The organism is Pseudomonas sp. NPDC089743, from assembly GCF_044748785.1.
Lineage (GTDB): Bacteria > Pseudomonadota > Gammaproteobacteria > Pseudomonadales > Pseudomonadaceae > Aquipseudomonas > Aquipseudomonas putida_X.
Window position 1 is genome coordinate 173,461 of sequence record NZ_JBIVGS010000001.1, and the last position, 26,958, is coordinate 200,418.

General features: G+C 61.3%; 25 protein-coding genes. 18 read left to right on the forward strand and 7 right to left on the reverse strand.

The window, feature by feature from the left end; genetic code table 11:
- The first annotated feature begins 7 nt into the window (after window positions 1-7).
- Genes ACIPZC_RS00855 through ACIPZC_RS00865 form a run of 3 tightly spaced genes read left to right on the forward strand, consistent with a single transcriptional unit; the run spans window position 8 to window position 2,588 of the window.
- Window positions 8-1,081, forward strand: coding sequence for a heme A synthase (locus tag ACIPZC_RS00855; protein ID WP_400624163.1), 1,074 nt, complete (start codon window positions 8-10; stop codon window positions 1,079-1,081).
- Window positions 1,066-1,959: a heme o synthase gene (cyoE, locus tag ACIPZC_RS00860; protein ID WP_400624166.1), complete on the forward strand. Its 894-nt coding sequence runs from the start codon at window positions 1,066-1,068 to the stop codon at window positions 1,957-1,959. The genes ACIPZC_RS00855 and cyoE overlap by 16 nt, the downstream gene beginning before the upstream one ends.
- A complete protein-coding gene (locus ACIPZC_RS00865) occupies window positions 1,956-2,588 on the forward strand; it encodes an SCO family protein (protein ID WP_267819989.1) in 633 nt (210 codons plus the stop codon). The genes cyoE and ACIPZC_RS00865 overlap by 4 nt, the downstream gene beginning before the upstream one ends.
- A 97-nt stretch (window positions 2,589-2,685) precedes the next feature.
- Here the strand turns inward: ACIPZC_RS00865 and ACIPZC_RS00870 are convergent, their stop codons facing one another.
- The 4 genes from ACIPZC_RS00870 to aspA all read right to left on the reverse strand — a co-directional run bounded on the left by ACIPZC_RS00870 (window position 2,686) and on the right by aspA (window position 7,518).
- The gene (locus ACIPZC_RS00870) at window positions 2,686-3,789 is read right to left on the reverse strand and encodes a polyamine ABC transporter substrate-binding protein (protein ID WP_267819991.1); all 1,104 of its coding nucleotides are present in this window, start codon (window positions 3,787-3,789) and stop codon (window positions 2,686-2,688) included.
- A complete protein-coding gene (locus ACIPZC_RS00875; RefSeq protein WP_400624171.1) occupies window positions 3,789-4,832 on the reverse strand; it encodes a histone deacetylase family protein in 1,044 nt (347 codons plus the stop codon). The genes ACIPZC_RS00870 and ACIPZC_RS00875 overlap by 1 nt, the downstream gene beginning before the upstream one ends.
- A gap of 111 nt (window positions 4,833-4,943) precedes the next feature.
- Window positions 4,944-5,936 carry an AraC family transcriptional regulator gene (locus ACIPZC_RS00880; RefSeq protein WP_241806708.1) on the reverse strand — a complete coding sequence of 331 codons (993 nt, stop codon included), beginning with the start codon at window positions 5,934-5,936 and terminating at the stop codon, window positions 4,944-4,946.
- 157 nt (window positions 5,937-6,093) lie between these two features.
- The gene (aspA, locus tag ACIPZC_RS00885; protein ID WP_241806709.1) at window positions 6,094-7,518 is read right to left on the reverse strand and encodes an aspartate ammonia-lyase; all 1,425 of its coding nucleotides are present in this window, start codon (window positions 7,516-7,518) and stop codon (window positions 6,094-6,096) included.
- 182 nt (window positions 7,519-7,700) lie between these two features.
- On the opposite strand from aspA, the gene ACIPZC_RS00890 reads away from it, so the two are divergent.
- Window positions 7,701-8,618: a LysR substrate-binding domain-containing protein gene (locus tag ACIPZC_RS00890; RefSeq protein WP_400624175.1), complete on the forward strand. Its 918-nt coding sequence runs from the start codon at window positions 7,701-7,703 to the stop codon at window positions 8,616-8,618.
- Here ACIPZC_RS00890 and ACIPZC_RS00895 read toward each other — a convergent pair.
- Window positions 8,610-9,230: a zinc-dependent metalloprotease family protein gene (locus tag ACIPZC_RS00895; protein ID WP_400624178.1), complete on the reverse strand. Its 621-nt coding sequence runs from the start codon at window positions 9,228-9,230 to the stop codon at window positions 8,610-8,612. The genes ACIPZC_RS00890 and ACIPZC_RS00895 overlap by 9 nt on opposite strands.
- Before the next feature lie 270 nt (window positions 9,231-9,500).
- Between ACIPZC_RS00895 and purE the strand changes: the two genes are divergently transcribed.
- The 4 genes from purE (at window position 9,501) to ACIPZC_RS00915 (ending at window position 12,021) form a co-directional block, all read left to right on the forward strand.
- The gene (gene purE, locus ACIPZC_RS00900) at window positions 9,501-9,992 is read left to right on the forward strand and encodes a 5-(carboxyamino)imidazole ribonucleotide mutase (protein ID WP_125924414.1); all 492 of its coding nucleotides are present in this window, start codon (window positions 9,501-9,503) and stop codon (window positions 9,990-9,992) included.
- A gap of 10 nt (window positions 9,993-10,002) precedes the next feature.
- Window positions 10,003-11,085, forward strand: coding sequence for a 5-(carboxyamino)imidazole ribonucleotide synthase (locus tag ACIPZC_RS00905; protein ID WP_241806712.1), 1,083 nt, complete (start codon window positions 10,003-10,005; stop codon window positions 11,083-11,085).
- 108 nt (window positions 11,086-11,193) lie between these two features.
- Window positions 11,194-11,439: a GlsB/YeaQ/YmgE family stress response membrane protein gene (locus ACIPZC_RS00910; protein WP_241806713.1), complete on the forward strand. Its 246-nt coding sequence runs from the start codon at window positions 11,194-11,196 to the stop codon at window positions 11,437-11,439.
- 12 nt (window positions 11,440-11,451) lie between these two features.
- Window positions 11,452-12,021, forward strand: a complete 570-nt coding sequence (locus ACIPZC_RS00915; RefSeq protein WP_241806714.1) for a DUF3299 domain-containing protein — start codon at window positions 11,452-11,454, stop codon at window positions 12,019-12,021.
- A 109-nt stretch (window positions 12,022-12,130) separates the two neighbouring features.
- On the opposite strand, the gene ACIPZC_RS00920 is transcribed toward ACIPZC_RS00915, so the two are convergent.
- Together ACIPZC_RS00920 and ACIPZC_RS00925 are read right to left on the reverse strand one after the other, a co-directional pair.
- Window positions 12,131-13,027 carry a D-hexose-6-phosphate mutarotase gene (locus ACIPZC_RS00920; protein WP_400624183.1) on the reverse strand — a complete coding sequence of 299 codons (897 nt, stop codon included), beginning with the start codon at window positions 13,025-13,027 and terminating at the stop codon, window positions 12,131-12,133.
- Window positions 13,028-13,098: 71 nt separating this feature from the next.
- On the reverse strand, window positions 13,099-13,497 hold the full coding sequence (locus ACIPZC_RS00925; RefSeq protein ID WP_003253317.1) for an acyl-CoA thioesterase: 399 nt from the start codon (window positions 13,495-13,497) through the stop codon (window positions 13,099-13,101).
- 356 nt (window positions 13,498-13,853) lie between these two features.
- On the opposite strand from ACIPZC_RS00925, the gene ACIPZC_RS00930 reads away from it, so the two are divergent.
- The 10 genes from ACIPZC_RS00930 to phoU all read left to right on the forward strand — a co-directional run bounded on the left by ACIPZC_RS00930 (window position 13,854) and on the right by phoU (window position 26,863).
- Window positions 13,854-15,143 carry an MFS transporter gene (locus tag ACIPZC_RS00930; protein WP_241806716.1) on the forward strand — a complete coding sequence of 430 codons (1,290 nt, stop codon included), beginning with the start codon at window positions 13,854-13,856 and terminating at the stop codon, window positions 15,141-15,143.
- A 457-nt stretch (window positions 15,144-15,600) separates the two neighbouring features.
- Window positions 15,601-16,437 carry a hypothetical protein gene (locus ACIPZC_RS00935; RefSeq protein ID WP_400624187.1) on the forward strand — a complete coding sequence of 279 codons (837 nt, stop codon included), beginning with the start codon at window positions 15,601-15,603 and terminating at the stop codon, window positions 16,435-16,437.
- Window positions 16,438-16,481: 44 nt separating this feature from the next.
- Window positions 16,482-18,008 carry an S-type pyocin domain-containing protein gene (locus ACIPZC_RS00940; RefSeq protein ID WP_400624190.1) on the forward strand — a complete coding sequence of 509 codons (1,527 nt, stop codon included), beginning with the start codon at window positions 16,482-16,484 and terminating at the stop codon, window positions 18,006-18,008.
- A gap of 167 nt (window positions 18,009-18,175) precedes the next feature.
- The gene (locus ACIPZC_RS00945) at window positions 18,176-18,649 is read left to right on the forward strand and encodes a hypothetical protein (RefSeq protein WP_400624192.1); all 474 of its coding nucleotides are present in this window, start codon (window positions 18,176-18,178) and stop codon (window positions 18,647-18,649) included.
- A complete protein-coding gene (locus ACIPZC_RS00950) occupies window positions 18,639-19,724 on the forward strand; it encodes a bacteriocin immunity protein (protein WP_400624195.1) in 1,086 nt (361 codons plus the stop codon). The genes ACIPZC_RS00945 and ACIPZC_RS00950 overlap by 11 nt, the downstream gene beginning before the upstream one ends.
- A gap of 158 nt (window positions 19,725-19,882) precedes the next feature.
- Window positions 19,883-20,881, forward strand: coding sequence for a phosphate ABC transporter substrate-binding protein PstS (locus ACIPZC_RS00955; protein ID WP_241806719.1), 999 nt, complete (start codon window positions 19,883-19,885; stop codon window positions 20,879-20,881).
- Between the two features lie 138 nt (window positions 20,882-21,019).
- Window positions 21,020-23,308 carry a phosphate ABC transporter permease gene (locus ACIPZC_RS00960; protein WP_400624198.1) on the forward strand — a complete coding sequence of 763 codons (2,289 nt, stop codon included), beginning with the start codon at window positions 21,020-21,022 and terminating at the stop codon, window positions 23,306-23,308.
- Window positions 23,309-23,325: 17 nt separating this feature from the next.
- Window positions 23,326-24,996 carry a phosphate ABC transporter permease PstA gene (gene pstA / locus ACIPZC_RS00965; RefSeq protein ID WP_241806721.1) on the forward strand — a complete coding sequence of 557 codons (1,671 nt, stop codon included), beginning with the start codon at window positions 23,326-23,328 and terminating at the stop codon, window positions 24,994-24,996.
- Window positions 24,997-25,098: 102 nt separating this feature from the next.
- Window positions 25,099-25,932 (forward strand): phosphate ABC transporter ATP-binding protein PstB, encoded by an 834-nt coding sequence (pstB, locus tag ACIPZC_RS00970; RefSeq protein WP_241806722.1) that lies wholly within the window; start codon window positions 25,099-25,101, stop codon window positions 25,930-25,932.
- Window positions 25,933-26,092: 160 nt separating this feature from the next.
- On the forward strand, window positions 26,093-26,863 hold the full coding sequence (gene phoU, locus ACIPZC_RS00975) for a phosphate signaling complex protein PhoU (RefSeq protein WP_241806724.1): 771 nt from the start codon (window positions 26,093-26,095) through the stop codon (window positions 26,861-26,863).
- The last annotated feature ends 95 nt before the right edge of the window (window positions 26,864-26,958 follow it).

A 26,958-nucleotide genomic window follows, 5' to 3' on the forward strand; every position in this document is an offset into this window, starting at 1 on the left:
CCTTGCCATGGCCAGACCTGGATTCCGCCTCGCTGTGTTCGCCACCCTGCTGGCACTGCTGGTCGTACTGCTCGGTGCGTATACCCGTCTGACTCATGCTGGCCTAGGCTGCCCCGACTGGCCTGGCTGCTATGGCTTCATCAGCGTGCCGAAAACCGATGCGCAGCTGGCCCATGCCGAACTGCACTTCCCCGAGCACCCGGTGGAGGTCGCCAAGGGCTGGGCCGAGATGGTTCACCGTTACTTTGCCGGCACGCTTGCCGTTGTGATCGCCCTGCTCGCCTTCCAAGCCGTGCGCCGGCATTCACGCGACGGCCAGCCCTACCGCCTGCCGGTGCTGCTGCTGGGCGTAGTGCTGGCCCAGGCGGCATTCGGCATGTGGACAGTAACCCTCAAGCTGTGGCCGCAGGTCGTCACCGCACATCTGCTGGGTGGCTTCACTACCCTGGCCTTGCTGTTCCTGCTATCGCTGCGTCTATCTCGGGCCTTTGCGCCATTGCCGAAACTACCGCTGAGCTTGCGACGGATCGCTGCCTTGGCGCTGCTGGTAGTGATCGGGCAGATTGCCCTGGGCGGCTGGGTCAGTTCCAACTATGCGGCCGTTGCCTGCATAGACCTGCCGACCTGCCATGGCCAGTGGTGGCCGTCAGCGGACTTCAGCAACGGCTTCCACCTGACCCAGCACGTGGGCCCCAACTACTTGGGCGGGCAACTGGACAGCGATGCGCGCACGGCCATCCATATCAGCCATCGGCTGGGCGCCCTTCTGGTCACTGGTGTGTTGCTGATGCTCAGCTGGAAGCTGCACCGCTGTGGCTTGTCTGGGTTGGGGCGCCTGGTACTGCTGGTGCTGGCGCTGCAGGTAGGCCTGGGCATCAGCAACGTGCTGTTGCACCTGCCGCTGGCGGTGGCGGTGGCGCATAACGCAGGCGGCGCACTGTTGCTGCTGAGCATGGTGCTGGTCAACTACCGTATCCGTGTCGTCGACAAGGTGCGTGTGGGCCAAGGCTGGCGCCTCACGCCGGTGACAGGCGTGGGCGCGCCCCATCACTTGAGGAACGCTTCGTGGCGACGCTTCTAAGTGCCCAACGTGCAGGCTGGCGCGACTATCTGGAGCTGACCAAGCCCAAGGTGGTGGTGCTGATGCTGATCACTTCGCTGGTAGGCATGTTCCTGGCGACCCGTGCCGGGGTGCCTTGGCGTGTACTGCTGCTCGGCAATCTGGGGATTGCCCTGTGCGCGGGGGCCGCGGCGACGGTCAACCATGTGTTGGACCGGCGCATCGATGCGCTGATGGCCCGCACCCACAAGCGGCCGCTGGCCGAGGGGCGGGTCGCGCCGGTGCCGGCGCTGTTGTTCGCCCTCGCCCTGGCGCTGCTGGGCATGGCCCTGTTGCTGGTGTTCACCAACGCCCTCGCCGCCTGGCTGACGCTTGCCTCTCTGCTCGGCTATGCGGTGCTCTACACCGGCTATCTCAAGCGTGCGACCCCGCAGAACATCGTAATCGGAGGCTTGGCAGGCGCGGCCCCGCCGCTGCTTGGCTGGGTGGCAGTGAGTGGCCATGTCAGTGCCGAGCCCTTGTTGCTGGTGCTGATCATCTTCGCCTGGACGCCACCACACTTCTGGGCGCTGGCCATTCACCGCAAGCAGGAGTACGCCAAGGCCGATATCCCGATGCTGCCGGTGACCCACGGCGAGCGCTACACCAAGCTGCACATCTTGCTCTACACCCTGATCCTGCTGGCGGTGACCCTGCTGCCCTACGCCATCCACATGAGCGGCCCGTTGTATCTGGCCTGCGCCCTCGCCCTTGGTCTGCGCTTCCTGCAATGGGCCTGGGTGTTGTACCGTGGCAGCCGGCCGCACGCGGCGATCGGCACCTTCAAGTACTCTATCGGGTACCTGTTCGCGCTGTTCATCGCGTTGCTTGTTGACCACTACCTGTTGCTGAACCTATGACCCGAACCCAGAAAACCGTCTTCATCCTCGTTGCCCTGGTCGCGTTGATCATGGGCCTGACCGTCAACAAGGTGCTCAATGGCAGTGACCAGCCAAACCCCACGCAGTTGATCGATGCCGGCATCATCCTCCTGCCGCAGAGCCGCACGGTCGCCGACGTGACCATGACCAACCAGGACGGCCAGCCGGTGCAACTGGACGAGCTCAAGGGCAAATGGTCGCTGCTGTTCTTTGGCTATACCTATTGCCCGGATATCTGCCCTACTACCCTGGCCCAGTTGCGGCAGGTGAAGAGCGAGCTGCCCAAGGAAGCGGTCGACCGCCTGCAGGTGGTACTGGTGAGTGTCGATCCGAACCGCGACACGCCGAACCAGCTCAAGCAGTACCTGGGCTATTTCGACAAGGATTTCGTCGGCGTGGCGGGGTCGATCGAAGATACCCAGAAGCTGGCCAATGCCTTGAGCATTCCGTTCATCCCGGCCGATACCAGCAAGCCCGGTTATACCGTGGATCACAGCGGAAACCTGGCGATTGTCGGGCCGGACGGTCGTCAGCGTGGTTTCATCCGCGCGCCGTTCAACAACCAGAAGCTGGTGGCGCAGTTGCCGGGGCTTGTGAAGCGCGATTGAAACTCCCGGCCTGCTTAGGCCAGCGCGGCACAAGGCCGCTCGACAAGGCACCGCACGCGCCGTCAGGCGCGCGCGGTCTTGCTAACACAAGGCGGTATCAAGTCCCGGACTTGATCCTGGTCCAGGCCCGCGTCCGCGCCCGCTCTGCCTCACGCGTCAAAGGCTTGAGCGTGTACAGCTTGGCCATCGCCTCAGGGGTCGGATACAGGTTGGGATTATTGCGAATCGCTGGGCTGACCTGATCCGTCGCATCCTTGTTCGGGTTCGGGTAGCCGACAAAATCGCTGATCGGCGCAATCACCTCTGGGCGCAGCAGGTAGTTGATGAACGTATGCGCATCCTCCGGGTTGGCGGCGCCTTTCGGAATCGCCAGCATGTCGAACCAGATCGGCGCGCCCTCCTTGGGCAGGCGCATGTCCACCACCACACCGTTCTTCGCATCTCGGGCGCGGTTTGCGGCCTGGGAGAAGCTGCCGGAATAACCAACGGCAACGCAGATATCGCCGTTGGCGATGTCCGCCATGTACTTGGAAGAGTGGAAGTAGGTGATATAGGGGCGGATCTTCAGCAGCAGGGCTTGGGCTTGCTTGTAGTCACCTGGCTTGCTGCTGTTGGGGTCCAGCCCGAGGTATTGCAACGCCAGAGGCAGGATCTCTGATGGCGAGTCGAGCAGCGCTACGCCGCACTGCTTGAGCTTGGCGATGTTCTCTTCCTTGAAGAGCAGGTCCCAGCTGTCCACCGGAGCCTTGTCGCCCAGTACTGCCTTGACCTTGTCTGGGTTGAAACCGATCAGCACCGTGCCGTACATGTAAGGCACGGCGAACTTGTTGCCCGGGTCGTTGGCCTCGATCAGCTTCATCAATGCCGGGTCCAGGTGTTGCCAGTTCGGCAGCTTGCTGCGGTCCAGTGGCTGGAACACCCCCGCCTCTATCTGCTTGGCGAGGAACACGTTGGACGGCACTACCACGTCGTAGCCGGAGTTACCCGTTAACAGCTTCGCCTCCAGGGCTTCGTTGGTGTCGAAAATGTCGTAGACCAGCTTGACGCCACTGTCCTTCTGGAAGCTGGTCAAGGTTTGCGGGGTGATGTAATCGAACCAGTTGTACACGCGCAAGGTGCGCTGTTCGGCTTGCGCCTGAAGGGCGCCGGCGCACAGGGTGGCCGCGATGAGTGGGGCGAGCAGGCGCTTGAGTCTGGCCATTATCGGGCTCCTGGCTGGGCGAGCTGGAAACCTTCCAACACATTGACCGCGTTGATACCGATTTCTTCCACTGCGTAGCCGCCTTCCATCACGAACAAGGTCGGCTTGCCGAGCTGGGCGATACGCTTGCCCATTTCCAGGTAGTCCGGGCTGTCCAGCTTGAACTGAGAGATAGGGTCATCCTTGAAGGTATCCACCCCCAGCGAGATGACAAGCACGTCAGCGTCGTAGCCGGCGATGCGCGTGCAGGCATCCTCCAGCGCAGCGCTCCAGGCGGCCCAGTCACTGCCCGCTGGCAGCGGATAGTTGATGTTGCAGCCAGCGCCCGCACCTGCGCCGGTTTCGTCCGCGTAGCCCAAAAAGAACGGGAACTCGTCTTGCGGGTCGCCGTGGATCGAGGCGAAGAACACGTCATCGCGGTGGTAGAAGATGTCCTGGGTGCCATTGCCATGGTGGTAGTCGACGTCGAGGATAGCCACCTTGGCCCTGCCCTGGTCGAGGAAGGCTTGGGCTGCGATCGCAGCGTTGTTCAGGTAGCAGTAACCTCCCATCACCTCGGCGGCGGCGTGATGCCCTGGTGGGCGGCACAGGGCGAAGGCCGCATGGGCGCCTTGCTCGATTGCAGCCTGGGCAGTGAGGGCAACCTGGGCTGCGCTGTAGGCGGCTTGCCAGGTACCCGCGGTGATGGGCGCGCCGGCATCGAAACTGTAGTAACCCAGTTCGCCATGCAGGCCGGTGGGTTTGACCTGGCGCAAGGTGCGGGCTGGCCAGGTGAAGGGCAGCAGGTCGCCTTCCTGACCCAACGCGGCCCAACGCGCCCAGGCACCTTCGAAGAAGTCGAGATAGTCGGCGCTGTGGATGCGCTGCAGCGGTGCACGGCCGAAATCGGTCGGGGCCTGGACAGCACCGAGGTTGCGCTTTTTCACCTGCTCGAGCACATGGTCAGCGCGCGATGGCATTTCGAAGCAGGGCATCAGTTTGCCGTCGATCAGCTCGCAGCGGCCGTGGTGCAGGCGGTGGTCATCAGAATAGATCGTCAGCATTGTTGTTCTCCGGTGGTACTGGCGTTGGCCCATTTTCACGGGCTGCCGGGGGCGGGAGAACGACGCAAACGGCCAAAAGGGGATCGATGTGGCCAAGCTCGCAGGCCCTGCTCAACCTCGGAAATGGCTGGGCGCAACACCGCTCCACCGCTGGAACGCATGCCGGAAGCTCGCCGTCTCACTGAACCCCAGGCGCTCGGCAATCCGGTAGATCGGCATCTTGTCATCGGCGAGCAATTGCTTGGCTCGCTCGAATCGAAGCTCATCGAGCAGCTGTTGATAACTGCTGCCGAGCGCCTGCAAGTGCCGGCGCAAGGTGCGAGACGAACAGTTCATCTGCCGCGCCAAGCCCTCAAGGCCGGGGGCAGCGTCCAGTTGCTGCAGCAGCAACTGGCGAATCCGCCCCAGCCAGGCCTGGCGCCCTGTGAATTCAAGGTTCAGGCGCCGGCAGCGTTCGCTCATGGCTTTGTGCGTGATCGGGTCGGCAAGCGGCAGCGGCGTGTCCAACCAGTGTCGATCGAACGCAAAGGCGTTGTCCTTCGCGTCGAAGCCCAGAGGGCAGGAAAAGACACCGTTATAGCGCTGATGGTAGTCAGGCTGGGCATGCGCGAAACGGGCGCCGAGCAGGGGCAGTGGCCGGCCCAGCAGGTCGTCACAGATGACTTTGAGCGACACCAGGCAGAACTCGGCATTGAAAGCGGCCAGCGCCGGGAGGTCGCGATATTCGTCGGCGCTAAGCCAGATGCGCTGGCCGTCGTCTATCAGGCGTAAGCGAAAGACTGTTCCCAGCAGTGCCGGATACTGCAAAGCCAGGCGCAAGGCGTCACCCAAAGTGGCACTGGAGAGCAGCGCGTAACCCAGCATGCCGTAGCACGACACATGCATGCGCTGGCCCAGTTCCAGGCCAATGTCCTCACGCCGCGCCACGGCATTGGCGCATACCTGCAGCTCTTGCTGGGTGGTGATGCGCGCATCGGCATGGCCAAGGTCTGCCAGGCCTATACCGCTGCCAGCCAGCAGCGCCGTAGCCTCGCACCCTTGCTCCTGGAACAGGTTGAGGATCAGCGAAACCGCGTTGAGGGTGGTCATGTGGCTGTGCAGCATGCTCGGTATTTCCGTGGGGCTGGGAAACATTACAGAGCAAGTTGTGTGCCGGGATCGCGCAGGCGAAAAAAAGGGCCCGTAGCGTGCGCTCGGGCCCTTGAAAGGTCGAGAGGTGTCTAGTCCCTCAAACCTGGTGAGACTGTTTGCAGCAGCCGGGTTACGCCTTCAGCGGAACCAGACGTGGAGCGATCATGTTTTCCGGGCGCAGGATGTCGTTGAGCATCGCTTCGTCCAGCAGCTGTTCTTCGCGTACCAGTTCCAGCACGCCGCGGCCGGTTTCCAGGGCTACGCGGGCAATACGGGTGGCGTTTTCGTAGCCGATGTAAGGGTTCAGGGCGGTGACCAGGCCGATCGAGTGCTCCACCAGTTCACGGCAGCGCTGTTCGTTGGCGGTGATGCCGACGATGCAGTGCTCGCGCAGCATGTCCATGGCACGCTGGAGCAGGCGGATCGAGTCGAAGATCTTGTAGGCGATCAGCGGCTCCATCACGTTCAACTGCAGTTGGCCACCTTCAGCGGCGACGGTCAGGGCCAGGTCGTTGCCCATGATGGCGAAGGCAACCTGGTTGACGGCCTCCGGGATGACCGGGTTGACCTTGCCTGGCATGATCGAGCTGCCTGGCTGGCGCGCTGGCAGGTTGATTTCGTTGATGCCGGTCCGTGGGCCGCTGGACAGCAGGCGCAGGTCGTTGCAGATCTTCGACAGCTTGACCGCAGTGCGCTTGAGCATGCCGGAGAACAGCACGAAGGCGCCCATGTCCGAGGTGGCTTCGATCAGGTCGGCAGCCGGTACCAGCGGCTGGCCGCTGATGGTCGCCAAACGCTGTACGGCCAGGGCCTGGTAGCCAGGGTCGGCGTTGATGCCAGTGCCGATGGCGGTACCGCCCAAGTTGATTTCGGTCAGCAGTTCCGGGGCCAGCGAGCGCAGACGCTGCAGGTCTTCGGTCATGGTGGTGGCGAAGGCGCGGAATTCCTGGCCCAGGGTCATCGGCACGGCGTCCTGCAGCTGGGTGCGGCCCATCTTCAGTACGTGGTCGAACTCTTTACCTTTGGCAGCGAAGGCCTGGATCAGGCTGTCGAGGCTGGCCAGCAGCGCGTCGTGGCCCAGCAGCAAGCCCAGACGGATGGCGGTCGGGTAAGCATCGTTGGTCGACTGCGCCATGTTCACATCGTTGTTCGGGTGCAGGTACTGGTATTCACCCTTCTGGTGGCCCATGGCCTCCAGCGCGACGTTGGCGATGACCTCGTTGGCGTTCATGTTGGTGGAAGTACCAGCGCCACCCTGAATCATGTCCACCACGAACTGGTCGTGGAAGTCACCGCGGATCAGGCGGGCGCAGGCCTCGCTGATGGCGGCGTGCTTGGCATCGCTCAGGTGCCCCAGCTCACGGTTGGCATCGGCAGCAGCCTGCTTGACCATGGCAAGTGCCACGACCAGCTTCGGGTAGTGCGACAGCGGAACACCGGAGAGATGGAAGTTGTTGGCAGCGCGCAGAGTCTGGATGCCGTAGTAGGCATCGGCAGGGACTTCAAGGGTACCAAGCAGATCTTTTTCGACGCGGAACGATGCAGCGGAGGACATGATGGATATCATCTCGATTTTGACCCGGCACCTGCCGGAATGGCGCTAATGCTAGGCCTTAAGGGGATTTTGCGGCCAATGCTGTTGCACGCTAACCTATGCACAAACGGCATAGTGTTTGATGTGACGCCAATTGACATTCGAGCGTGTTCCATTTTGGTGCATGGCGGGAGATTCGTTTAGTGAACCTAGAAAGCAAATGGCTGGAAGACTTCAGTGCGCTGGCCGCCACCCGCAGTTTTTCCCAGGCGGCGGAGCGCCGTTTCGTCACCCAACCGGCCTTCAGCCGACGTATTCGCAGCCTGGAAGCGGCGCTCGGCCTGACGCTGGTGAATCGTTCCCGCACGCCCATCGAACTGACGGCGGCGGGTCAGCTCTTTCTCGTAACGGCGCGTACCGTTGTCGACCAGTTGAGTGAAGTTCTACGCCATTTGCATCATCTTGAAGGTGGCCAGGGCGAGGTGATCCAGGTGGCGGCGGCGCACTCGCTGGCATCAGGCTTTTTCCCGCGCTGGGTTGCGCAACTGCGTAACGATGGTTTGAACATCGCCACACGGCTGGTGGCCACCAACGTCGGTGATGCTGTGCACGCGTTGCGCGAAGGTGGCTGCGATCTGATGCTGGCTTTCTACGACCCGGATGCGGCGCTGCAGATGGACGCCGAAATCTTTCCCTCGCTGCACATGGGCACCACCGAAATGCTTCCAGTGTGCGCCGTAGGGGCAGATGGCAAGCCCATGTTCGACCTTGAGAGCGACGCCAGCGTGCCGTTGCTTGCATACAGTGCGGGCGCCTTCCTTGGCCGTTCCGTGAGCCTGCTGCTGCGCCAGCGCAATTTGCGCTATACCACGGTGTACGAGACAGCCATGGCCGACAGTTTGAAGAGCATGGCCTTGGAAGGCATGGGCGTTGCCTGGGTACCCCGGCTTTCGATGCGTGGCGAGCTGGAGCGAGGGGAGCTGGTCATCTGCGCAGGGGCCCAGTGGCATGTGCCACTGGAAATCCGCTTGTATCGCTGTGCTCTGGTGCGCAAGGCCAACGTGCGCCTGCTATGGCGCAAGCTCGAGTCCGCGGGTGCGCAAGGCGAAGGCTCAGTGTGAGTTGTACTTGAGATAGTCGGCGATATTCGCCCGGTTCTTGTCGCTATACCGGTAGCAGTTCGATCGCGCCGGGATTCGCCGGTGCGTATAGGTTTCGCAGACCCAGCCGTTGAACTTCAGTTCGGCGTCTTCATGCGTGGCGGAAAGCAGATGGCCGATTTCATGGGCGGCGCTGCTGTACGCGGCCATCGAGGCGATGGCGGTGTTCTGTTTGAAGTAGGCCAGGCCCGCATTGTAGTTCAGCCCGCTGTGGTCATAGCTGTTTTGCGTCATCAGCAGGTGCTTGTGCATGAAAGAGAAGCGTTGGTCCGAGGTCAGTTCCTGCACGCCTTGGGTGAATGCCTCAAGAATCTCGTTGGATGGCTTGCCTTGATAATCCATATCGGTGATGCCCGGAACGTTGCGTCGCACGATCAGTTCCGTGGGGTGGGCGGTGAAACTGCGCATCTCATCGATCCAGTGCTGAAAGTAATCCTTGTGCAATTGCTCGTCGCTGATGCTGGCCAGCTCGTCGTGAAGATAAACGGTCACGACCAGCGACTTGGCCGCTACGGCGCAAGGCAACTGCAGGGACAGCAGGAGGCTGAAAAGGAGGGTGAGGGTCTTGGGCATTACGGTTCTCCAGGTAGATCGAGTGGGTGGCCGCGATCGTCACCACCTGGCAGGCCTCTCGGCAGTCGGAAAAAGTTGTCCCACGAGACAGCTTGCCCTTTGATCCGACATGTGCTTGTGGGGGTGGGCGGGCCGACTTGAAATACGCTACAATCCCGCGCCTTCGGCCAGCCTGGTCGATTCAGAATCCGTATGACAAGCCACGCCGGTCCACCTGCGTGGCTTGTTGCTTTTAGCGCGCCAGAAGGCGCTTGCAGGAGAGGCTCGACGATGAGTGCACTGGTTGGCGTGATCATGGGCTCCAAGTCCGATTGGTCCACCCTTAGCCACACCGCCGATATGCTGGAAAAACTCGGCATTCCCTACGAAGTGAAGGTGGTTTCCGCCCACCGCACCCCGGATCTGCTGTTCCAGTACGCCGAAGAGGCCGAAGGGCGTGGCATCGAGGTGATCATCGCTGGCGCGGGTGGCGCAGCGCACCTGCCAGGCATGTGCGCCGCCAAGACCCACCTGCCGGTGCTGGGTGTGCCGGTACAGTCGTCGATGCTGTCGGGTGTCGACTCGCTGCTGTCGATCGTCCAGATGCCTGCCGGTGTACCTGTTGCCACCCTGGCCATCGGCCGTGCCGGTGCGGTCAACGCCGCGCTGCTGTCGGCGAGCATCCTCGGCGCCAAATACCCGCACTATCACGCGGCGCTCAAGCAGTTCCGCACCGAGCAGACCGACACTGTGCTGGACAATCCAGACCCACGTCAGGCTTGAGGCAGAACCCATGAAGATCGGTGTTATCGGTGGCGGCCAGCTGGGCCGCATGCTGGCTCTGGCGGGCACCCCGCTGGGCATGAACTTCGCCTTCCTCGACCCGGCGCCGGATGCCTGCGCTGCGGCTCTTGGCGAGCATCTGCGTGCCGACTACGGCGACCAGGACCACCTGCGCCAGCTGGCGGACGAAGTCGACCTGGTGACCTTCGAGTTCGAAAGTGTCCCGGCCGAGACCGTCGCCTTCCTCTCGCAGTTCGTCCCGGTGTACCCGAGCGCCGAAGCGCTGCGCATTGCCCGCGACCGCCTGTTCGAAAAGAGCATGTTCCGCGACTTGGGCATTCCCACCCCGGCCTTCGCCGATATTCTTTCCCAGGCCGACCTTGATGCAGCGGTGGCCAGCATCGGCCTGCCGGCCGTGCTCAAGACCCGGACCCTGGGCTACGACGGCAAGGGCCAGAAGGTTCTGCGCACCCCTGAGGATGTGCTAGGTACCTTTGCCGAGTTGGGCAGCGTGCCGTGCCTGCTGGAAGGTTTCGTGCCGTTCACCGGCGAAGTGTCCCTGGTGGCCGTGCGAGCGCGCGATGGCGAAACCCGCTTCTACCCGTTGGTGCATAACACCCACGAGAGCGGCATCCTGCGCCTGTCCGTGGCAAGCCAGGCACACCCGCTGCAGGCGCTGGCCGAAGACTACGTCGGCCGTGTGCTCAAGCAGCTGGACTATGTGGGTGTGATGGCCTTCGAGTTCTTCGAAGTCGACGGTGGCCTCAAGGCCAACGAGATCGCGCCGCGTGTGCACAACTCCGGGCACTGGACCATCGAAGGGGCCGAGTGCAGCCAGTTCGAAAACCACCTGCGCGCCGTCGCCGGCCTGCCGCTGGGTTCGACTGCCAAGGTAGGCGAGAGCGCCATGCTCAACTTCATCGGTGAGGTGCCGGCAGTGGACAAGGTCATTGCCATCGATGACTGCCACCTGCATCACTATGGCAAGGCCTTCAAGGCCGGGCGCAAGGTCGGCCACGCCACCCTGCGTTGCCAGGATATGGCCACCCTCGAGCGCAAGATTGCCGAGGTAGAGGCCTTGATCAGCAACTGACAGGCCATCTGATCGAACTTCTGCAAGCGGTTCGCCCTCTGAAATGGCAACAAGCCAAAGCGCTGTCTAGGCTTTGGCTTGCTCCATCTTCACTGCAGAGGGATTGCCATGGGCATCATTGGAACTATCTTCATCGGCCTGATCGTTGGCCTGCTGGCGCGCTTCATCAAGCCCGGCGACGACAGCATGGGCTGGATCATGACCATCCTGCTGGGTATTGCCGGCTCCTTGATCGCCACCTATGGCGGCCAGGCCCTGGGGATTTATCAGGCTGGGCAGGCAGCGGGCTTCTTCGGCGCGCTGGTCGGTGCCGTCATCCTTCTGGTTATCTTCGGCTTCATCAAGAAGCGCTGAATACTGGTTAGAATGCTCGGCAATTCATCCGATTTGCCGAGCATATTCATGCGTGCCTTTTTTCTCATCCCCATGCTTCTGGCCAGCGCCCTGGCCCATGCCGAGCTGCCTGAAACCGACTGGCTCGAACTGATGCCCAAGTCGGACCAGAAAGCCCTCGAGCAAATGCCAGAGATTGACCATAACTCGCCCGAGGCGATGGGTACCTTCACCGACAAGGGCGGCCTGAAGCAAAGCAAGGGCCTGCCAGCGGTGATGTATTCGACCAAGACCGTGGCCGCGATGAACGGCAAGGAAATTCGTCTCGGCGGTTACCCGGTGCCGCTTGAAAGCGATGCCAAGGGTAATAACACGCTGTTCTTCCTGGTGCCTTACCCGGGCGCCTGCATCCATGTACCGCCGCCACCACCCAACCAGCTGGTGCTGGTGCGCTATCCGAAGGGGTTGAAGATCGATGACATCTACACGCCGTTGTGGGTGAGCGGGACGTTGAAGGTTGAAAAGGTCAGCAACGACATGGCCGATGCGGCGTATGCGCTGGACGCCGCGAAGGTGAGGGTGGTGCAGGACGCTGACCTGTGAAGGGGCTGCTTCGCAGCCCATCGTGAAACGAGGCCGCTCAGGTGTGGGCGGCCTGCGTAGCAGGAGTTTGGCAGCGCGAAAGAACCGCAAAACGGTCCCGGCAGTGGAATCAAAGCCCTTCGCTGCCAATCGCCACGTGCAGGGAATGAACCGCCCCAGGCTTCAACTCCACCACATCGTCCCAGACATTCGCCGTTTCGATGCACAGCATTCGCTGCCAGCCATCGTCGGCCATGTCAGGCAATGCCTGGGCCCTGTCGGTCCAAGGGTTCCAGATCACCGCTGAACGTGAACCACGGCTGTTCAGGGTAATGCGCCGATTCCAGTGCGGATCGACAATGCTCAGTTGCCCAGGCGTATTCAGGTAGATGCGATCGGTCTCACCGGCAAACGTCAGCGCACCCTGTTGCTGGCGCTGCTCCCAGTCAGCCAGGGTCTCGATATAGTCCAGCCCTTCGACACCCTCGACCCGCGCCTCACGCACATCGCTGACGGCAAAGTAGCTGTGCAGGGCCTGGCTGATGGTGACTGAGCTGTTGCCCCTGTTACGGCTGGTCAGGGTCAGCTCAAGCGCATCACCCATGACGATCAGCAGTTTCAGCTCGACGTCATGCGGCCAGTGCGGCAGATCGCCCTGGGCTTCTGGCAGTTCGAATTCGATGCGCAGCGCGCTGGCCGCTTCTTCAATGCCCAACAGTTTCCAGTCACGCGTGCGGGCCAGGCCATGGGCCGGCGCCTGCGTGCCATGGAACATGCCTTGAACAGCTTCGGGGTTGCGCTGCAGGTTGCCGAACCACGGCCAGCACACCGGCACACCTGCACGCACCGACTTGCCCTGGCGGAATATGGCCTGGTCACTCAGCCACAGCAGCGGCGGCTCGCCAACGTGCTGGTAGCTGAGGATCTGCGCACCCTGTTGGGCGATCAGTAGTTCGGCACGGTCGCTGGTGATACGCCAGCAGTTGAGTTCGCCGTGTTGCTCGTTTACGACCTGGTAGGTAGCCATTGCGCTTGTCTCATTGATTGCCTGTGGGCCTTCGACCCGCTGCCTTGCAATGAGTTTACCGCTCGCGTGGCTTAGCGACGAGGCACCGAACGGGTGCGGCCGCTGCCATCGATGGCGACGAAGACGAACACTGCTTCCGTAACTTTGCGCCATTCGCTCGACAGCGGGTCGTCGCTCCACACTTCGACCATCATCTGGATCGAGCTGCGGCCGATTTCCAGCGTCTGGGTATAGAACGACAGTTGTGCGCCCACCGCCACTGGCACCAGGAAGGCCATACGGTCAATGGCGACCGTTGCCACCCGGCCACCCGCGACGCGGCTCGCCATGGCAGTGCCTGCCAGGTCCATCTGGGCGACCAGCCAGCCGCCAAAGATATCGCCAAAACCGTTGGTTTCGCGGGGCAACGCAGTGATTTGCAGGGCCAGGTCGCCTTGCGGGATAGGATCTTCTTGTTCGAGCTCAATCATGCGGTGGGGCCTCTGACCCGTGACGCTTTCGTTGGTGTGGCGCAAAGGCCGAGTAAACGATTCAGCTTGAAACATACTACGCCGATTTCGTTTCGCTGGACGGCCGTAGGGAAACTCTGCGAAACCGCCTGACATAAAGACCGGCGTTTTCGCACAACATCCCATCGTGGTGGCAACGTTTTCCTACGAACGGGCAGTATATATAGCCAAACGCTCAGCGACGACCGTGCAGTCATGAATATCTGTATGGATTTTGTATCGCTTTCAGCAGGCCCCGGCAATTTGCTATCTTCGCCTGTCACCGCCAGAAGCCGCGTGCCAAGCGGCCTGCATGCCCTACAAGAGAAGAACAAGCAATGACCTCCGTGCCCAGCAGTATCGAGCAGCCCTCGCGGCCGCTGACCCGCAGTGACTACAAGACTCTCTCACTGTCCGCGCTAGGCGGAGCCCTTGAGTTCTACGACTTCATCATTTTCGTGTTTTTCGCCACTGTGGTCGGCAAGCTGTTCTTCCCGGCCGACATGCCCGAGTGGCTGCGCCTGATGCAGACCTTCGGCATTTTCGCCGCCGGCTACCTGGCCAGGCCCCTGGGCGGCATCATCATGGCCCACTTCGGCGACCTGCTTGGGCGCAAGAAGATGTTCACCCTGAGCATCTTCATGATGGCCCTGCCAACGCTGATCATGGGCCTGCTGCCCACCTATGCCCAGATTGGCCTCTGGGCACCGATCCTGCTGCTGCTGATGCGCGTGATCCAGGGGGCAGCGATCGGGGGTGAAGTGCCTGGCGCCTGGGTGTTCGTGTCCGAGCATGTGCCTGCACGCAATACCGGCTATGCCTGCGGCACCCTGACCGCCGGCCTGACCGCTGGCATTCTGCTTGGCTCGCTGGTGGCAACGCTGATCAACACGGTCTATAGCGTTGAAGAAGTCGCCGACTACGCCTGGCGTATCCCTTTCCTGCTTGGCGGTGTGTTCGGCCTGTTCTCGGTGTACCTGCGCCGCTGGCTGCACGAAACGCCGGTGTTCGCTGAGATGCAGCAGCGCAAGGCACTGGCCGAAGAGCTGCCGCTGCGCGCGGTGCTGCGTGATCACCGTGGCCCGATCATCCTGTCGATGCTGCTGACCTGGATGCTTTCTGCCGGCATCGTAGTGGTCATCCTGATGACACCGGCGCTGTTGCAGAGCATCTACCACATCAGCCCCACCGACTCGCTCAAGGCCAACAGCCTGGCGATCGTGCTGCTCAGCCTTGGCTGCATCGGCTCCGGCAGCCTGGCCGACCGCTTTGGTGCAGGCCGCGTGTTCGTCATCGGCAGCCTGCTGCTGCTGGTGACGTCCTGGACCTTCTACCACAGCCTGCCGACCCACCCGCAGCTGCTGTTCCCACTGTATGCCATCACCGGCCTGTGCGTGGGGGTGATCGGCGCGGTGCCCTATGTGATGGTCAAGGCGTTCCCGGCGGCGGTGCGCTTCAGTGGCCTCTCGTTCTCCTACAACGTGGCCTACGCCATCTTTGGCGGCTTGACGCCGATGGTGGTGACTGCGCTGCTCAAGGTGAGCCCAATGGCGCCTGCCTATTATGTAGCGGGTCTGTGTGCAGTTGGTCTGATCGTGGGCATTTACCTGGTCGCTAACAGGCGCTGATCGGCTGGCCCTCACCGGCTTTATCGTCGGCAAGGTGACGCCCACATGTACAGCACAGTTTCAGTAACGGTGCTGTACATGTGGGCGTCACAGCCTTATTCAAAATCTAAACGCTTTACCCAGCCCGCACATGCAGGCCTCAGTGGCGCTTGCCCTTGCCAGGGCGTTCAGCGCGCCCTGTAAATAGGCCTCTTGTATCATTGCTTCCTTCAAATTATGCGGGATGTTTCCTATCGGCAAAAATTTAAGCCAAGGCGTCTTTGCACCATTCTGCAAATTAGAAACTTCTGCCCGTAGAGAAAATTTTCTCATGTATCGACGGCATCTAAATGCCGGCGGAAAAGTAAAAATGTATTCCGAAATTAGTTGAAATAAACAGTTTAACGTAGAGAGATATGTAGTGCAGTTGCCCGACATCAAATGGGCAACTTGAGCCATGCAGATAAGGAGACTCTGTATGGTTCAAAACACACTGAACGATAATTCAACGGGTGATGTTGTCATCACTCCCGGCTCTTCCGGTTCAAGTGGTGGCGGAGGCGGTTTTTTCAGCATTGGCGGTGGTGGCGGCTTTGGCGGAGGCTTTGGGGGCTCCAGCCGACGCCGTCGGAAAAAGCGGGCGAGAGCTCGCGCTGCCGCTCTCGCCCGGGCAAAGGCCGAGGAACAGGCACGCCAGGCTGCCGCTGCGACGGCTCGTGCCGAGGCATTGGCGCTTGCGCATCACCAGCGGGTTGGTACGTACAGCCAGGCACGTGAAGGTCGACGTGCGCAGCTTGATGCTCACTTCGCAAAACAGTCGAAAGGCCTGGCACAGGCGCTTCAGGATGAGATCAACGCTGCGCGCAAGCGTCCTGACTATGACGGCAGCGAACGCTGGCAGCTCTACCAGATCACCAAGGCGCGTAACGAGACAAATGGTCTCATTGCAGCCAAGCAACTTGAGCTGACCAAGCGGCAGGCATCGGCGGGTGCTTTTGCTGGCCAGGATGTGGCCGCTGATGCATACGCCGCTCGGTTGGCCAGCCTGACAACCGCAGCACAAATGCAGCAACTGCACCGCGACTGGGAGGCGGCCTACGTGGCAGCCCAGGAAGCCCGGCTTTTGCAGGAGGCCATCAAGCAGTTGTCGCAGCGCTCAGCGGCGCTGGTGTCGAGCACGCACAACAGGAGCAGGCCTGGCGCGCCAGAGAGGCGAGCTGGGAGCGCCAACGGCAATATGCCGAACAACGGGAAGCCCGGATCCGCTACAAGCAGCAGGCAGACGAAGATCGGCGCCTGCAACGGTTCAAGGTAGCCGCCACGCTCACGGCACCCGTTGCTGCTGCCCAGGCGGGTGGGGTGTTGCTCAGCCAGGCAGGCGCGCAGGTTGCGGTGGATGTGGCTGCGGCCTTGGAGCAGGCAGTCGCCAATGCGGCGAAAGAGGTGCTGAGGGTCGCTGCGATTCGTGTCGGGCAAGCTGTCAGCCTTTCGGCTACGGCCATGCTGTACTCGCCAACGCTGGCTAATGGCGAGTTGACCGAAGCACAGCGCAGGCGACATCTCGAAGGTTTGGGTGTACGTGCGGACCTGCTGGGGGTGGTGGCTGGCCAGGATCTGCAGGCAATCGCCGATGCTGGCGGTTCAGCCCGCCTCAGTAGCCGCATCAGGATCGAGCAGCTGCCGGGTGGCAGCGGGATAGCGGTGGCTTCCACGGGAGCCGGGATCGCATCCGAAGTGCGGGTCAGGAATGCCGTTTTCGACCCTGTGACCGAAACCTACAGGGTGGAGGCCGAGACGCCCACCGGCAAAACCATCGTGCTGGGCGACGCGGCTGTCTCAGGAAATAGCCCATCCAGCGGCAGGGTGCTGGCGCTGGCACCAGAAGCGGCCATTGTCGACGCAGGCGTGGACCTTCGCTTCGATGACTGCATTGTCTGTGTCCCCGGCCAACCACCCCAATACTTCTCTTTCGCGGTATCCCCGGCGGGTACCGGCATCGTCAGCGGCAAAGGCCAGGTGGCTGCCACCAAATGGTGGTCCGCCAGCGGAGCCACAGCCGGCGTGGGAATGCCTGCGCAGGTCGGTAACCAGCTGCGTGGCCGCTTGTTCACAGGCATGCCAGCCTTCGAAAGCGCGGTGTGGCGGGCTATCGCAGCGGATCAGGGGTTGCTCGGGCAGTTCGATGAGCTGAACCAGCGGCGCATCCTCAGCGGTTTTCCTCCTGTAGCACCGAAAGCGAGCTGGAGTGGGGCACGGCGCGAGTTCGAACTGCGGCATGTGGCAGCTCCTGGTGTTGGCTCCGGGCTGTACAACCTCGATCAACTGAGAATCCACAAACCCAACGACACTCAAGGCGTCCTGACGGTCGTTCAGCCGTTCAAGCCCTGGTTCGGCACTCGTGTGGCCTTGGCGTTCGACGCCGCGATTGTGGAAGGCCAGCCCCCGCGCACCTGGACGCCACTGGTGGCACCTGGATCGGAGTTACTGGGACCAACGCCTTTGCCCGGGGCTCCGTCACTGCCGGGCATTCTTCCGGGGGCGTCGACTGATCCAGTGGGGCCAAGTCTTGAAATACTTCCAGGCGAGAATCCTGGAGAGACAGGGGCCATAATTCCTGGGTTCGGTGGAGAGGACGACCTACCAGCGCCGGGCCTGGTTAATAACGAGCCAGCAGAAGAGACTGAAACTGGAGCGTATGGTGATTTGGAGCGCAGAAGTATAAGAGACGATATGGATGTTGATCATATACCTGCTCAAGGCGCGATAAAACTTTGGCTTGAGAATAATGTTCCGCATTTGTCACCCTATCAAGTCAGAGCGCTTACCAGGCGAGCCCCTGCTGTCGTTATACCTACACATGTGCATAGGAGGTACAGTGAGACATAGGGTGGACGGAACACCAAAGCGAAGCAAAAGCTAGACGCTGCTGACCTGTTTGAGGCTGTGCGTAGCAACGTCGAGGCGCTAAGGCCAGGTCTTCCGACTGAGCGAGTTGAAGGAATCAAGGCGGAGCTTACTTATTTGCTTAAAAAATTTATTGAAATGGTGTGATCATGACAAGAATTGTAGAAGTCGAGCATTGGTTGAAGTCCCTAGGTGAAACTCATGCCACGTTGCTTGGTCTTGGGCTTGATCCAGATCTCCCTTTCATAAAACTCTATTCTGGTGCAACAGAGCTGTACCTTGAGCCAGAGCCTGGGGTTAGCTATAGACTTGATACGGAAACTAAAGTATTGCAAGCGGTGATTGTTACAATTATCAGGCGCGTTGAGCTTGAGCCAGAGTTTAAGGATCTTCTTTCGCAACCCTATGGTTGTCGGGATAAGGATGCTGTTCGGGCGACATGGGGAAATCCCATTAGTTCACGAGGTCCTATGGCGATGCCGCAACCCATAGGCAAAACGGGTGGATGGGATATTTATGAGCTTTCCTCCCAGGGGTTTGCGAGTGTCGAATTAACATATAGTTATACTACGGATTTTAAAGTTTCCGGGGTTGTCTTGAGGGCTAAGGAAGATGAAGCTTGAGAAACGATTGCAAGACTACGATGAGCATTCGTTCTTATTGCTCGTCAAAAATATCTGGGATGTCGAAGGCAAGAGGTCTGAACATAACTCATTCATCGCCCATTTCGACCAGATAATCGGCCACCCCGCCGGCAGCGACCTCCTGTTCTACTCAACCGCTGACGAAACCGGCAGCATCAACTCCCCTGACCACATTGTTGCAACGATAAAATCCTGGCATCAGCAAAAAGGCCGCGCAGCCTTCAAAGGCCAGACCTTGCAACCACCACCGGTTCGCCAAACGCTGACCCCCGCGCAGCGAGCCAGCCAGTCTTCCACCCGCAACCTGGAAAAAGTGCGCAAACTGGTAGCTGAGATCCAGGCAGCCGAGCAGCAGGGCAAACTGAAGCTGACCGCGTTGGAACAGCAATTGGCTCGCAGCCCGGGCGTCGGCACGCCTGCGCAGCAACTGGCTGCCAGCCTCGCCGCGCTGCGTGCCCTGGAACTGGCCCAGCATCAAGCCAAGGCCGCCGTCGACCAGCTCAAGCGCTTGCAGATGTCAGTCAAGTTTGCACTCGATGGCGCAAAGCGCGACGCCACCAGCCCGTTTCTAAACGCTGCAATCCAGGCCGTCGTGCTGCGTGAAATCACCGCAGGTAGCCAGCGTCATGCCGCGGCCTTGGCTACGGCCCAGGCGCGTCATCCCGCCTTATACGGCGGTGGCGTGAAGCTGATCGAAAGCCTGGAAGCACGTATCGCCCAGTTGGCCAAGGCCACGGCGACCAGCCCGGGCCATGGGCCTTTGACGTTAAAGGCCGCGGCCCATGCAGCAAGCCTGCATCCTGCATTGCTGACAGCGCAACGCTTGAGCCGTGAAGTAGCCCAACAGCAGCATCATCTGATCAAGACCTTTCGTTCCGCTGTAGCGGAACTGGATTGGCAGGCAACGTCGCTGCAGGGCGATCACCCCGGCACGTATGCGGATGTTGTCGAGTTCGTGTTGAGTACCCCCAGCGACGATCCGCGCTTTGCCGTAACGGTGCCGCTGGTTGAAATGCTCGACAGCGAGCGGATGGACTGGGCAGCTTTAGGGTAGCCCCTACTTTCCTGCAACATCTTGCAAAGGCCATCCCCGACAACCGGTGATGGCCTTTCATCCAATTGTCATATTGAAGTCATATCGTCTTCATGCGGCCTGCTGATACTTGGGCCCGATCCATCCAACACCCCAAATATTCCTGCTAGGAGCAAGGCATGAAACTTAAGCGTTTGATGGCGGCCCTCACCTTTGCCGCCGCTGGCGTTGCAACCGCCAACGCGGTAGCCGCCGTCGACCCTGCGATCCCGACCTACACCAAGACCACCGGTGTTTCGGGCAACCTCTCCAGCGTCGGTTCCGACACCCTCGCGAACCTCATGACCCTGTGGGCCGAGGCCTACAAGAAGGAATATCCGAACGTCAACATCCAGATCCAGGCTGCCGGCTCCTCCACCGCGCCACCCGCGCTGACCGAAGGCACCGCCAACCTTGGCCCGATGAGCCGCAAGATGAAGGACGTCGAGCTGCAGGCCTTCGAGCAGAAGTACGGCTACAAGCCGACCGCCATTCCGGTCGCTGTCGACGCCCTGGCCGTATTCGTACACAAGGACAACCCGATCAAGGGCCTGACCATGGCTCAGGTCGACGCGATCTTCTCTTCCACTCGCCTGTGCGGTGCCAAGGCCGACGTCAAGACCTGGGGCGACCTGGGCGTGACTGGCGACCTGGCCAACAAGCCAGTGCAGCTGTTCGGTCGTAACTCGGTATCGGGTACCTACGGCTACTTCAAGGAAGAGGCCCTGTGCAAAGGTGACTTCAAGCCTAACGTCAACGAACAGCCAGGCTCGGCGTCGGTCGTGCAGTCGATCAGCTCCTCGTTGAACGGCATCGGCTACTCGGGTATCGGCTACAAGACTGCCAGCGTCAAGACCGTAGCCCTGGCCAAGAAAGAAGGCGGCGAGTTCATCGAAGACAACGAGGCCAATGCCCTGAACGGCACCTACCCGCTGTCGCGCTTCCTGTACGTCTACGTCAACAAGGCCCCGAACAAGCCTCTGGCCCCGCTGGAAGCTGAGTTCGTCAAACTGGTGCTGTCGCAGGCCGGGCAGCAGGTCGTGGTGAAGGACGGCTACATTCCGTTGCCATCGAAAGTGGTCGACAAGACCCTCGCTGACCTGGGCCTGTCCCACGCCGGTAACGTTGCAAAGAAGTAAGTAACTGAGGAAAAGGCTGGCAATTGAGCCGGCCTTTTCCACGAATTCTCGGTCCGAAGCCAGGGCTCCTGAGCGGCGGGCTTTTTTGCGTCAACGCACTGTCATGTTTTTGTCATACGGGACCGCTAGGGTGTGCGCATGAATGATCTGGCCAACTCCACCATGACCCAAAAATCCCCTCCCGAGCGGATTGATTTCAATACGCCCGAGTTGCAACGCAAGCGCCGCATGCGCGCGCTCAAGGACCGCCTGACCCGCTGGTATGTACTGGTAGGCGGGCTTGCTGTGCTGGCAGCCATCACGCTGATCTTCTTCTATCTGGCCTATGTGGTGCTGCCGCTGTTCCAGGGCGCCGAGCTGACCAGCAAGAAGGCCCTGGAGCCGACCTGGCTGCAGCAGGATGCCGGCAAGCCGCTGATGATCGCGCTCGAAGAGCAGAACCTGGTCGGCATGCGTGTTTCGGACAAGGGGCAGGCACTGTTCTTCGATACCAAGACCGGTAACGAGCTCAACCGCGTCGACCTGCCGCTGCCGGCAGGCACCCAGGTCAGCTCGATCAGCACCGACCAGCCGGGTAGCCCACTGGTGGTGCTGGGCTTGTCCAATGGGCAGGCGCTGGTGTTCCACCACACCTACAAGATCACCTACCCGGACAACAAAAAGACCATTACCCCCGGCATCGACTATCCGTATGGCCAAGAGCCGTACGTGCTGGATGACCAGGGCCGCGCGCTGGAGCACGTCAGCGTCAACGTCAACGGCGACACCCTGATGCTTGCCGGTTCCACTGGCGCGCACCTGCAGGTGATCGAGCTGACGCGCACCGAAAACCTGATGACCGAAGAGGTCACCACCGAGCAGAACCGCATCGAGCTGCCGCAAATGACCGAGGCGGTGAAGAACATCTTCATCGACCCGCGCCAGCAGTGGCTGTACGTGATCAACGGCCGAGCCACCGCGGATGTCTTCAGCCTGCGCGACAAGAGCCTCAATGGCCGCTACAAGCTGTCTGAGAGCGCTGATACCGAGATTACCGCTACTGCGCAACTGGTCGGCGGCATTTCGCTGATCTTCGGTGACTCCAAAGGCGGCCTGGCGCAATGGTTCATGGCGCGTGACGCGGATGGCGAATTGCGCTTCAAGCAGATCCGTACCTTCCAGATGGGCAAGGCGCCGATCGTCCAGATCGATGCCGAAGAGCGCCGCAAGGGCTTCGTCGCCCTGGACGCCGAGGGCAAGCTGGGCGTCTTCCACAGCACCGCGCACCGCACCCTGCTGATCGAGCCTGCTGCCGAAGGCCCGGGTATCCTGGCCCTGTCACCGCGTGCCAACCGTATCTTCATCGAAGAGGGCGGCAAGCTGCTGCCACTGAGCCTGAAGAACCCGCACCCGGAAATTTCCTTCAGCGCGCTGTGGGGCAAGGTCTGGTACGAGAACTACGACGAGCCCAAGTACGTCTGGCAGTCGACGGCTTCGAACACCGACTTCGAGCCTAAGCTGAGCCTGTCGCCGCTGACCTTCGGTACCCTCAAGGCCGCGTTCTACGCGATGATCCTGGCGGCCCCGCTGGCCATCGCCGCCGCTATCTACACCGCTTACTTCATGGCACCGGGTATGCGCCGCAAGGTCAAGCCGGTGATCGAACTGATGGAGGCGATGCCGACGGTGATCCTCGGCTTCTTCGCTGGCCTGTTCCTCGCGCCGTACCTGGAAGGGCACCTGCCAGGTGTGTTCAGCCTGTTCCTGCTGATGCCGTTCGGCATTCTGCTGGCAGGTTTCACTTGGAGCCGCCTGCCTGAGTCGGTTCGCCTGCGCGTTCCGGATGGTTGGGAGGCCGCGATCCTGATCCCGGTGATCCTGTTCACTGGCTGGTTCGCCCTGACCATGAGCCCGTACCTGGAAACCTGGTTCTTCGGCGGCGACATGCGCCTGTGGATAACCAATGATCTGGGTATCACCTATGACCAGCGCAACGCCTTGGTAGTCGGTATCGCCATGGGCTTTGCGGTCATCCCGAACATCTACTCGATCGCCGAAGACGCCGTGTTCAGCGTGCCGCGCAGCCTGACCCTGGGCTCCCTGGCCCTGGGTGCGACGCCGTGGCAGACCTTGACTCGCGTGGTCATCCTCACTGCCAGCCCGGGTATCTTCTCGGCGTTGATGATCGGCATGGGCCGAGCGGTGGGCGAGACCATGATCGTGCTCATGGCCACCGGCAACACTCCGGTGATGGAGCTGAACCTGTTCGAAGGCATGCGTACCTTGGCCGCCAACGTGGCGGTGGAGATGCCCGAATCCGAAGTCGGCGGCAGCCATTACCGTGTGCTGTTCCTCGCCGCTCTCGTGCTGCTGATGTTCACCTTCATCATGAACACCTTGGCCGAGCTGATTCGCCAGCGTCTGCGCAAGAAATACTCGTCGCTTTGATAGAAAGGTAGAGATCCGTGAAAAAGGATTCCCTCAAAGGCTGGTTCAAGAGCGGCGCCCCAGGCGTCTGGATCAGCGGTGGCGCGGTTGCCATGGCGGTCATCATGACCGTCGGCCTGCTGGCCGTGATCGCCGTACGCGGCCTGGGTCACTTCTGGCCCGCCGACCTGGTCCAGGCCACCTACAAGGTGCCGGGCCAGGGTGACCACGTCATCGTCGGTGAAGTGGTTCAGAAAGAAGAAGTACCTCGCGCCCGCCTCAAGGGTGCCGGCTTGCCGGTGCCTGACGAAGGCCCCGAGTTCATGACCCGCGAGCTGATCAAGGTGGGTAACCGTGACCTCAACGGCAGTGACTTCACCTGGGTGGTCGGTGAATGGTTGGTCGACGAGCAGCGTCCGGTCGACCTGATCGCCCTGGAGCGCCGCGAATGGGGCAACTTCTATGGCTATCTGGTGAGCGTCAAGGAACAAGGCCGCGTGGTCGCCGAAGGCGCTGGCGCCTGGAACGAGCTGCAGGCACGTCTCAAACGCGCCAACCAGCTCAACAGCGAGCTGCAGCAGCTTGAGAAAAAAGACATCGGTGCCATCAACCATGGCTTGGAGCGGCTGCGCCTGCAAGGCCGCAAGCTGGAGCTGGAAGGCAAGCTGGACGCTACGGCCCAGGCCGACATGGATGCCGAACGTGCCGAGTTGAACAGCCGCTACAAGGCCATCGAAGACCGCCTCACCAGCCTGCATCAGGCCTTCGCCCGCGACAGCCTGGTCGCTCGCGACGGCAACGGCCGCGAAGTGGAGATCAACCTGAGCAAGGTGGTGCACGCCATCCAGCCCAACGCCATGTCCGGCTTTACCAAGATGGGCACCTATTTCACCAAGGTCTGGGAGTTCCTCAGCGACGATCCTCGTGAAGCCAACACCGAAGGCGGTATCTTCCCGGCCATTTTCGGTACCGTGATGATGACCCTGATCATGGCCGTGATCGTCACCCCGTTCGGCGTGCTGGCGGCGGTCTACCTGCGCGAATACGCCAAGCAAGGCCCGGTCACGCGCCTGATCCGCATCGCCGTGAACAACCTGGCGGGCGTTCCGGCCATCGTCTACGGCGTGTTCGGCCTGGGCTTCTTCGTCTACGTGCTGGGTGGTTCGATCGACCGTCTGTTCTTCCCCGAATCGCTGCCGGCACCGACCCTGGGCACGCCAGGCCTGCTGTGGGCATCGCTGACCCTGGCGCTGCTGGCCGTACCGGTGGTGATCGTGGCTACCGAGGAAGGCCTGGCGCGTATTCCACGCACCGTGCGTGAGGGCTCGCTGGCGCTTGGCGCGACCAAGGCCGAGACCTTGTGGAAAATCGTGCTGCCAATGGCCAGCCCGGCAATGATGACCGGCATGATCCTCGCCGTGGCCCGAGCCGCGGGTGAAGTAGCGCCGCTGATGCTGGTGGGTGTGGTCAAGCTGGCGCCGTCGTTGCCGCTGGACGGCAACTATCCGTACCTGCACCTGGACCAGAAGATCATGCACCTGGGCTTCCACATCTACGACGTCGGCTTCCAGAGCCCCAACGTCGAGGCGGCGCGGCCGCTGGTGTACGCCACTGCGCTGCTGCTGGTGATGGTGATCGCCACCCTCAACCTCTCGGCGGTGTGGATCCGTAACCACCTGCGCGAGAAGTACAAGGCCCTCGACCACTGATTGAAGCTTTAAGCCACAAGCGGCAAGCCCCAAGAGGATTGCCGCTTTGCCCTAACTTGCAGCTTGCAGCTCAACGCATGCAGCTACAAACGGAGTGAGACCATGCAGCAAGAATCCCACACCCACGGCATCGACATGGCTGCCCTGGGCCGCGACAAGCAGAGCCTGCGCCTGGCCGAAGAGACCGTGGCCATCGAAGTACCCGGTTTGAGCCTGTACTACGGCGACAAGCAGGCGTTGTTCGACGTCAGCATGAACATCCCCAAGCAGCGCGTGACGGCTTTCATCGGCCCTTCGGGCTGCGGCAAGTCGACCCTGCTGCGCACCTTCAACCGCATGAACGACCTGGTGGACGGTTGCCGTGTCGAAGGCGCCATCAACCTGTACGGCAACAACATCTACCGCAAGGGCGAGGACGTGGCCGAGCTGCGCCGTCGTGTGGGCATGGTGTTCCAGAAGCCAAACCCGTTCCCCAAGACCATCTACGAGAACGTGGTGTATGGCCTGCGTATCCAGGGCATCAACAAGAAGCGTGTGCTGGACGAGGCGGTCGAGTGGGCGCTCAAGGGCGCCGCACTGTGGGATGAGGTGAAAGACCGTTTGCACGACTCGGCGCTGGGCTTGTCCGGCGGCCAGCAGCAGCGTCTGGTGATCGCCCGTACCATCGCCGTCGAGCCTGAAGTACTGCTGCTCGATGAGCCTTGCTCGGCACTGGACCCGATCTCGACGCTGAAGGTCGAAGAGCTGATCTACGAACTGAAATCCAAGTACACCATCGTTATCGTGACCCACAACATGCAACAGGCGGCCCGTGTTTCGGACTACACCGCGTTCATGTACATGGGCAAACTGGTCGAATTCGGTGATACCGACACCCTGTTCACCAACCCGGCGAAGAAGCAGACCGAAGACTACATCACCGGTCGCTACGGCTAACGGCGCCTTGAGCGGCGAGCTGCGAGCTTCAAGCTTCAAGCTTCAAGCTTCAAGCTTCAAGCAGAAGCAAGAGCAGTTAGCGCGGGGCCAGGAACGATACGAACTACTTGAAGCTTGCAGCTTGCAGCTTGCAGCTGCCGCAGCTTCCCGGAGCAAAACGATGATCAACAAAGAAAGCCTGACGCACCACATTTCCCAGCAGTTCAACGCCGAACTCGAAGAGGTGCGCAGCCACCTCCTAGCCATGGGCGGGCTGGTCGAGAAACAGGTCAATGACGCGGTTACCGCGCTGATCGAGGCCGACTCCGGCCTTGCCCAGCAGGTGCGTGAAGTCGACGAGCAGATCAACCAGATGGAACGCAACATCGACGAGGAATGCGTGCGCATCCTCGCCCGTCGCCAGCCCGCGGCCTCTGACCTGCGCCTGATCATCAGCATTTCCAAGTCGGTGATCGACCTGGAGCGCATTGGCGACGAATCGACCAAGATCGCCCGCCGCGCCATCCAGTTGTGCGAAGAAGGCGAGTCGCCGCGTGGCTACGTCGAAGTGCGCCACATTGGCGACCAGGTACGCAACATGGTGCGCGACGCACTGGATGCCTTCGCCCGCTTCGATGCCGACCTGGCCCTGTCGGTGGCCCAGTACGACAAGACCATCGACCGCGAGTACAAGACCGCCCTGCGTGAACTGGTGACCTACATGATGGAAGACCCGCGCTCGATCTCGCGGGTATTGAGCGTCATCTGGGCCCTGCGTTCGCTGGAGCGCATCGGCGACCACGCGCGCAACATCTCGGAACTGGTGATCTACCTGGTGCGCGGTACCGACGTCCGCCACCTGGGCCTCAAGCGCATGAAAGCCGAAGTTCAGGGAACGGCGGGTGATGAGGCCGAAATTGCTAATGTTCCGGCTCAACCTGACGATAAATAAGATTGCTCCCGAGCATCGACGCCCGGCTTTTGCCGGGCGTTTTCGTTTGCGCTTGAGCAGTCAGCAGGCACCCGCGAACGATGCAAAGAAGTCCC

What these genes read in the sequence shown, in the direction of transcription:
- ACIPZC_RS00855 (WP_400624163.1), top strand. Translation starts at nt 8, where the DNA reads ATGGCCAGACCTGGATTCCGCCTCGCTGTGTTCGCCACCCTGCTGGCA.
- ACIPZC_RS00865 (WP_267819989.1), top strand. Translation starts at nt 1,956, where the DNA reads ATGACCCGAACCCAGAAAACCGTCTTCATCCTCGTTGCCCTGGTCGCG.
- ACIPZC_RS00870 (WP_267819991.1), bottom strand. Translation starts at nt 3,789, where the DNA reads ATGGCCAGACTCAAGCGCCTGCTCGCCCCACTCATCGCGGCCACCCTG.
- ACIPZC_RS00875 (WP_400624171.1), bottom strand. Translation starts at nt 4,832, where the DNA reads ATGCTGACGATCTATTCTGATGACCACCGCCTGCACCACGGCCGCTGC.
- ACIPZC_RS00880 (WP_241806708.1), bottom strand. Translation starts at nt 5,936, where the DNA reads ATGCTGCACAGCCACATGACCACCCTCAACGCGGTTTCGCTGATCCTC.
- aspA (WP_241806709.1), bottom strand. Translation starts at nt 7,518, where the DNA reads ATGTCCTCCGCTGCATCGTTCCGCGTCGAAAAAGATCTGCTTGGTACC.
- ACIPZC_RS00895 (WP_400624178.1), bottom strand. Translation starts at nt 9,230, where the DNA reads ATGCCCAAGACCCTCACCCTCCTTTTCAGCCTCCTGCTGTCCCTGCAG.
- purE (WP_125924414.1), top strand. Translation starts at nt 9,501, where the DNA reads ATGAGTGCACTGGTTGGCGTGATCATGGGCTCCAAGTCCGATTGGTCC.
- ACIPZC_RS00905 (WP_241806712.1), top strand. Translation starts at nt 10,003, where the DNA reads ATGAAGATCGGTGTTATCGGTGGCGGCCAGCTGGGCCGCATGCTGGCT.
- ACIPZC_RS00910 (WP_241806713.1), top strand. Translation starts at nt 11,194, where the DNA reads ATGGGCATCATTGGAACTATCTTCATCGGCCTGATCGTTGGCCTGCTG.
- ACIPZC_RS00915 (WP_241806714.1), top strand. Translation starts at nt 11,452, where the DNA reads ATGCTCGGCAATTCATCCGATTTGCCGAGCATATTCATGCGTGCCTTT.
- ACIPZC_RS00920 (WP_400624183.1), bottom strand. Translation starts at nt 13,027, where the DNA reads ATGGCTACCTACCAGGTCGTAAACGAGCAACACGGCGAACTCAACTGC.
- ACIPZC_RS00925 (WP_003253317.1), bottom strand. Translation starts at nt 13,497, where the DNA reads ATGATTGAGCTCGAACAAGAAGATCCTATCCCGCAAGGCGACCTGGCC.
- ACIPZC_RS00930 (WP_241806716.1), top strand. Translation starts at nt 13,854, where the DNA reads ATGACCTCCGTGCCCAGCAGTATCGAGCAGCCCTCGCGGCCGCTGACC.
- ACIPZC_RS00935 (WP_400624187.1), top strand. Translation starts at nt 15,601, where the DNA reads ATGGTTCAAAACACACTGAACGATAATTCAACGGGTGATGTTGTCATC.
- ACIPZC_RS00945 (WP_400624192.1), top strand. Translation starts at nt 18,176, where the DNA reads ATGACAAGAATTGTAGAAGTCGAGCATTGGTTGAAGTCCCTAGGTGAA.
- ACIPZC_RS00950 (WP_400624195.1), top strand. Translation starts at nt 18,639, where the DNA reads ATGAAGCTTGAGAAACGATTGCAAGACTACGATGAGCATTCGTTCTTA.
- ACIPZC_RS00955 (WP_241806719.1), top strand. Translation starts at nt 19,883, where the DNA reads ATGAAACTTAAGCGTTTGATGGCGGCCCTCACCTTTGCCGCCGCTGGC.
- ACIPZC_RS00960 (WP_400624198.1), top strand. Translation starts at nt 21,020, where the DNA reads ATGAATGATCTGGCCAACTCCACCATGACCCAAAAATCCCCTCCCGAG.
- pstB (WP_241806722.1), top strand. Translation starts at nt 25,099, where the DNA reads ATGCAGCAAGAATCCCACACCCACGGCATCGACATGGCTGCCCTGGGC.
- phoU (WP_241806724.1), top strand. Translation starts at nt 26,093, where the DNA reads ATGATCAACAAAGAAAGCCTGACGCACCACATTTCCCAGCAGTTCAAC.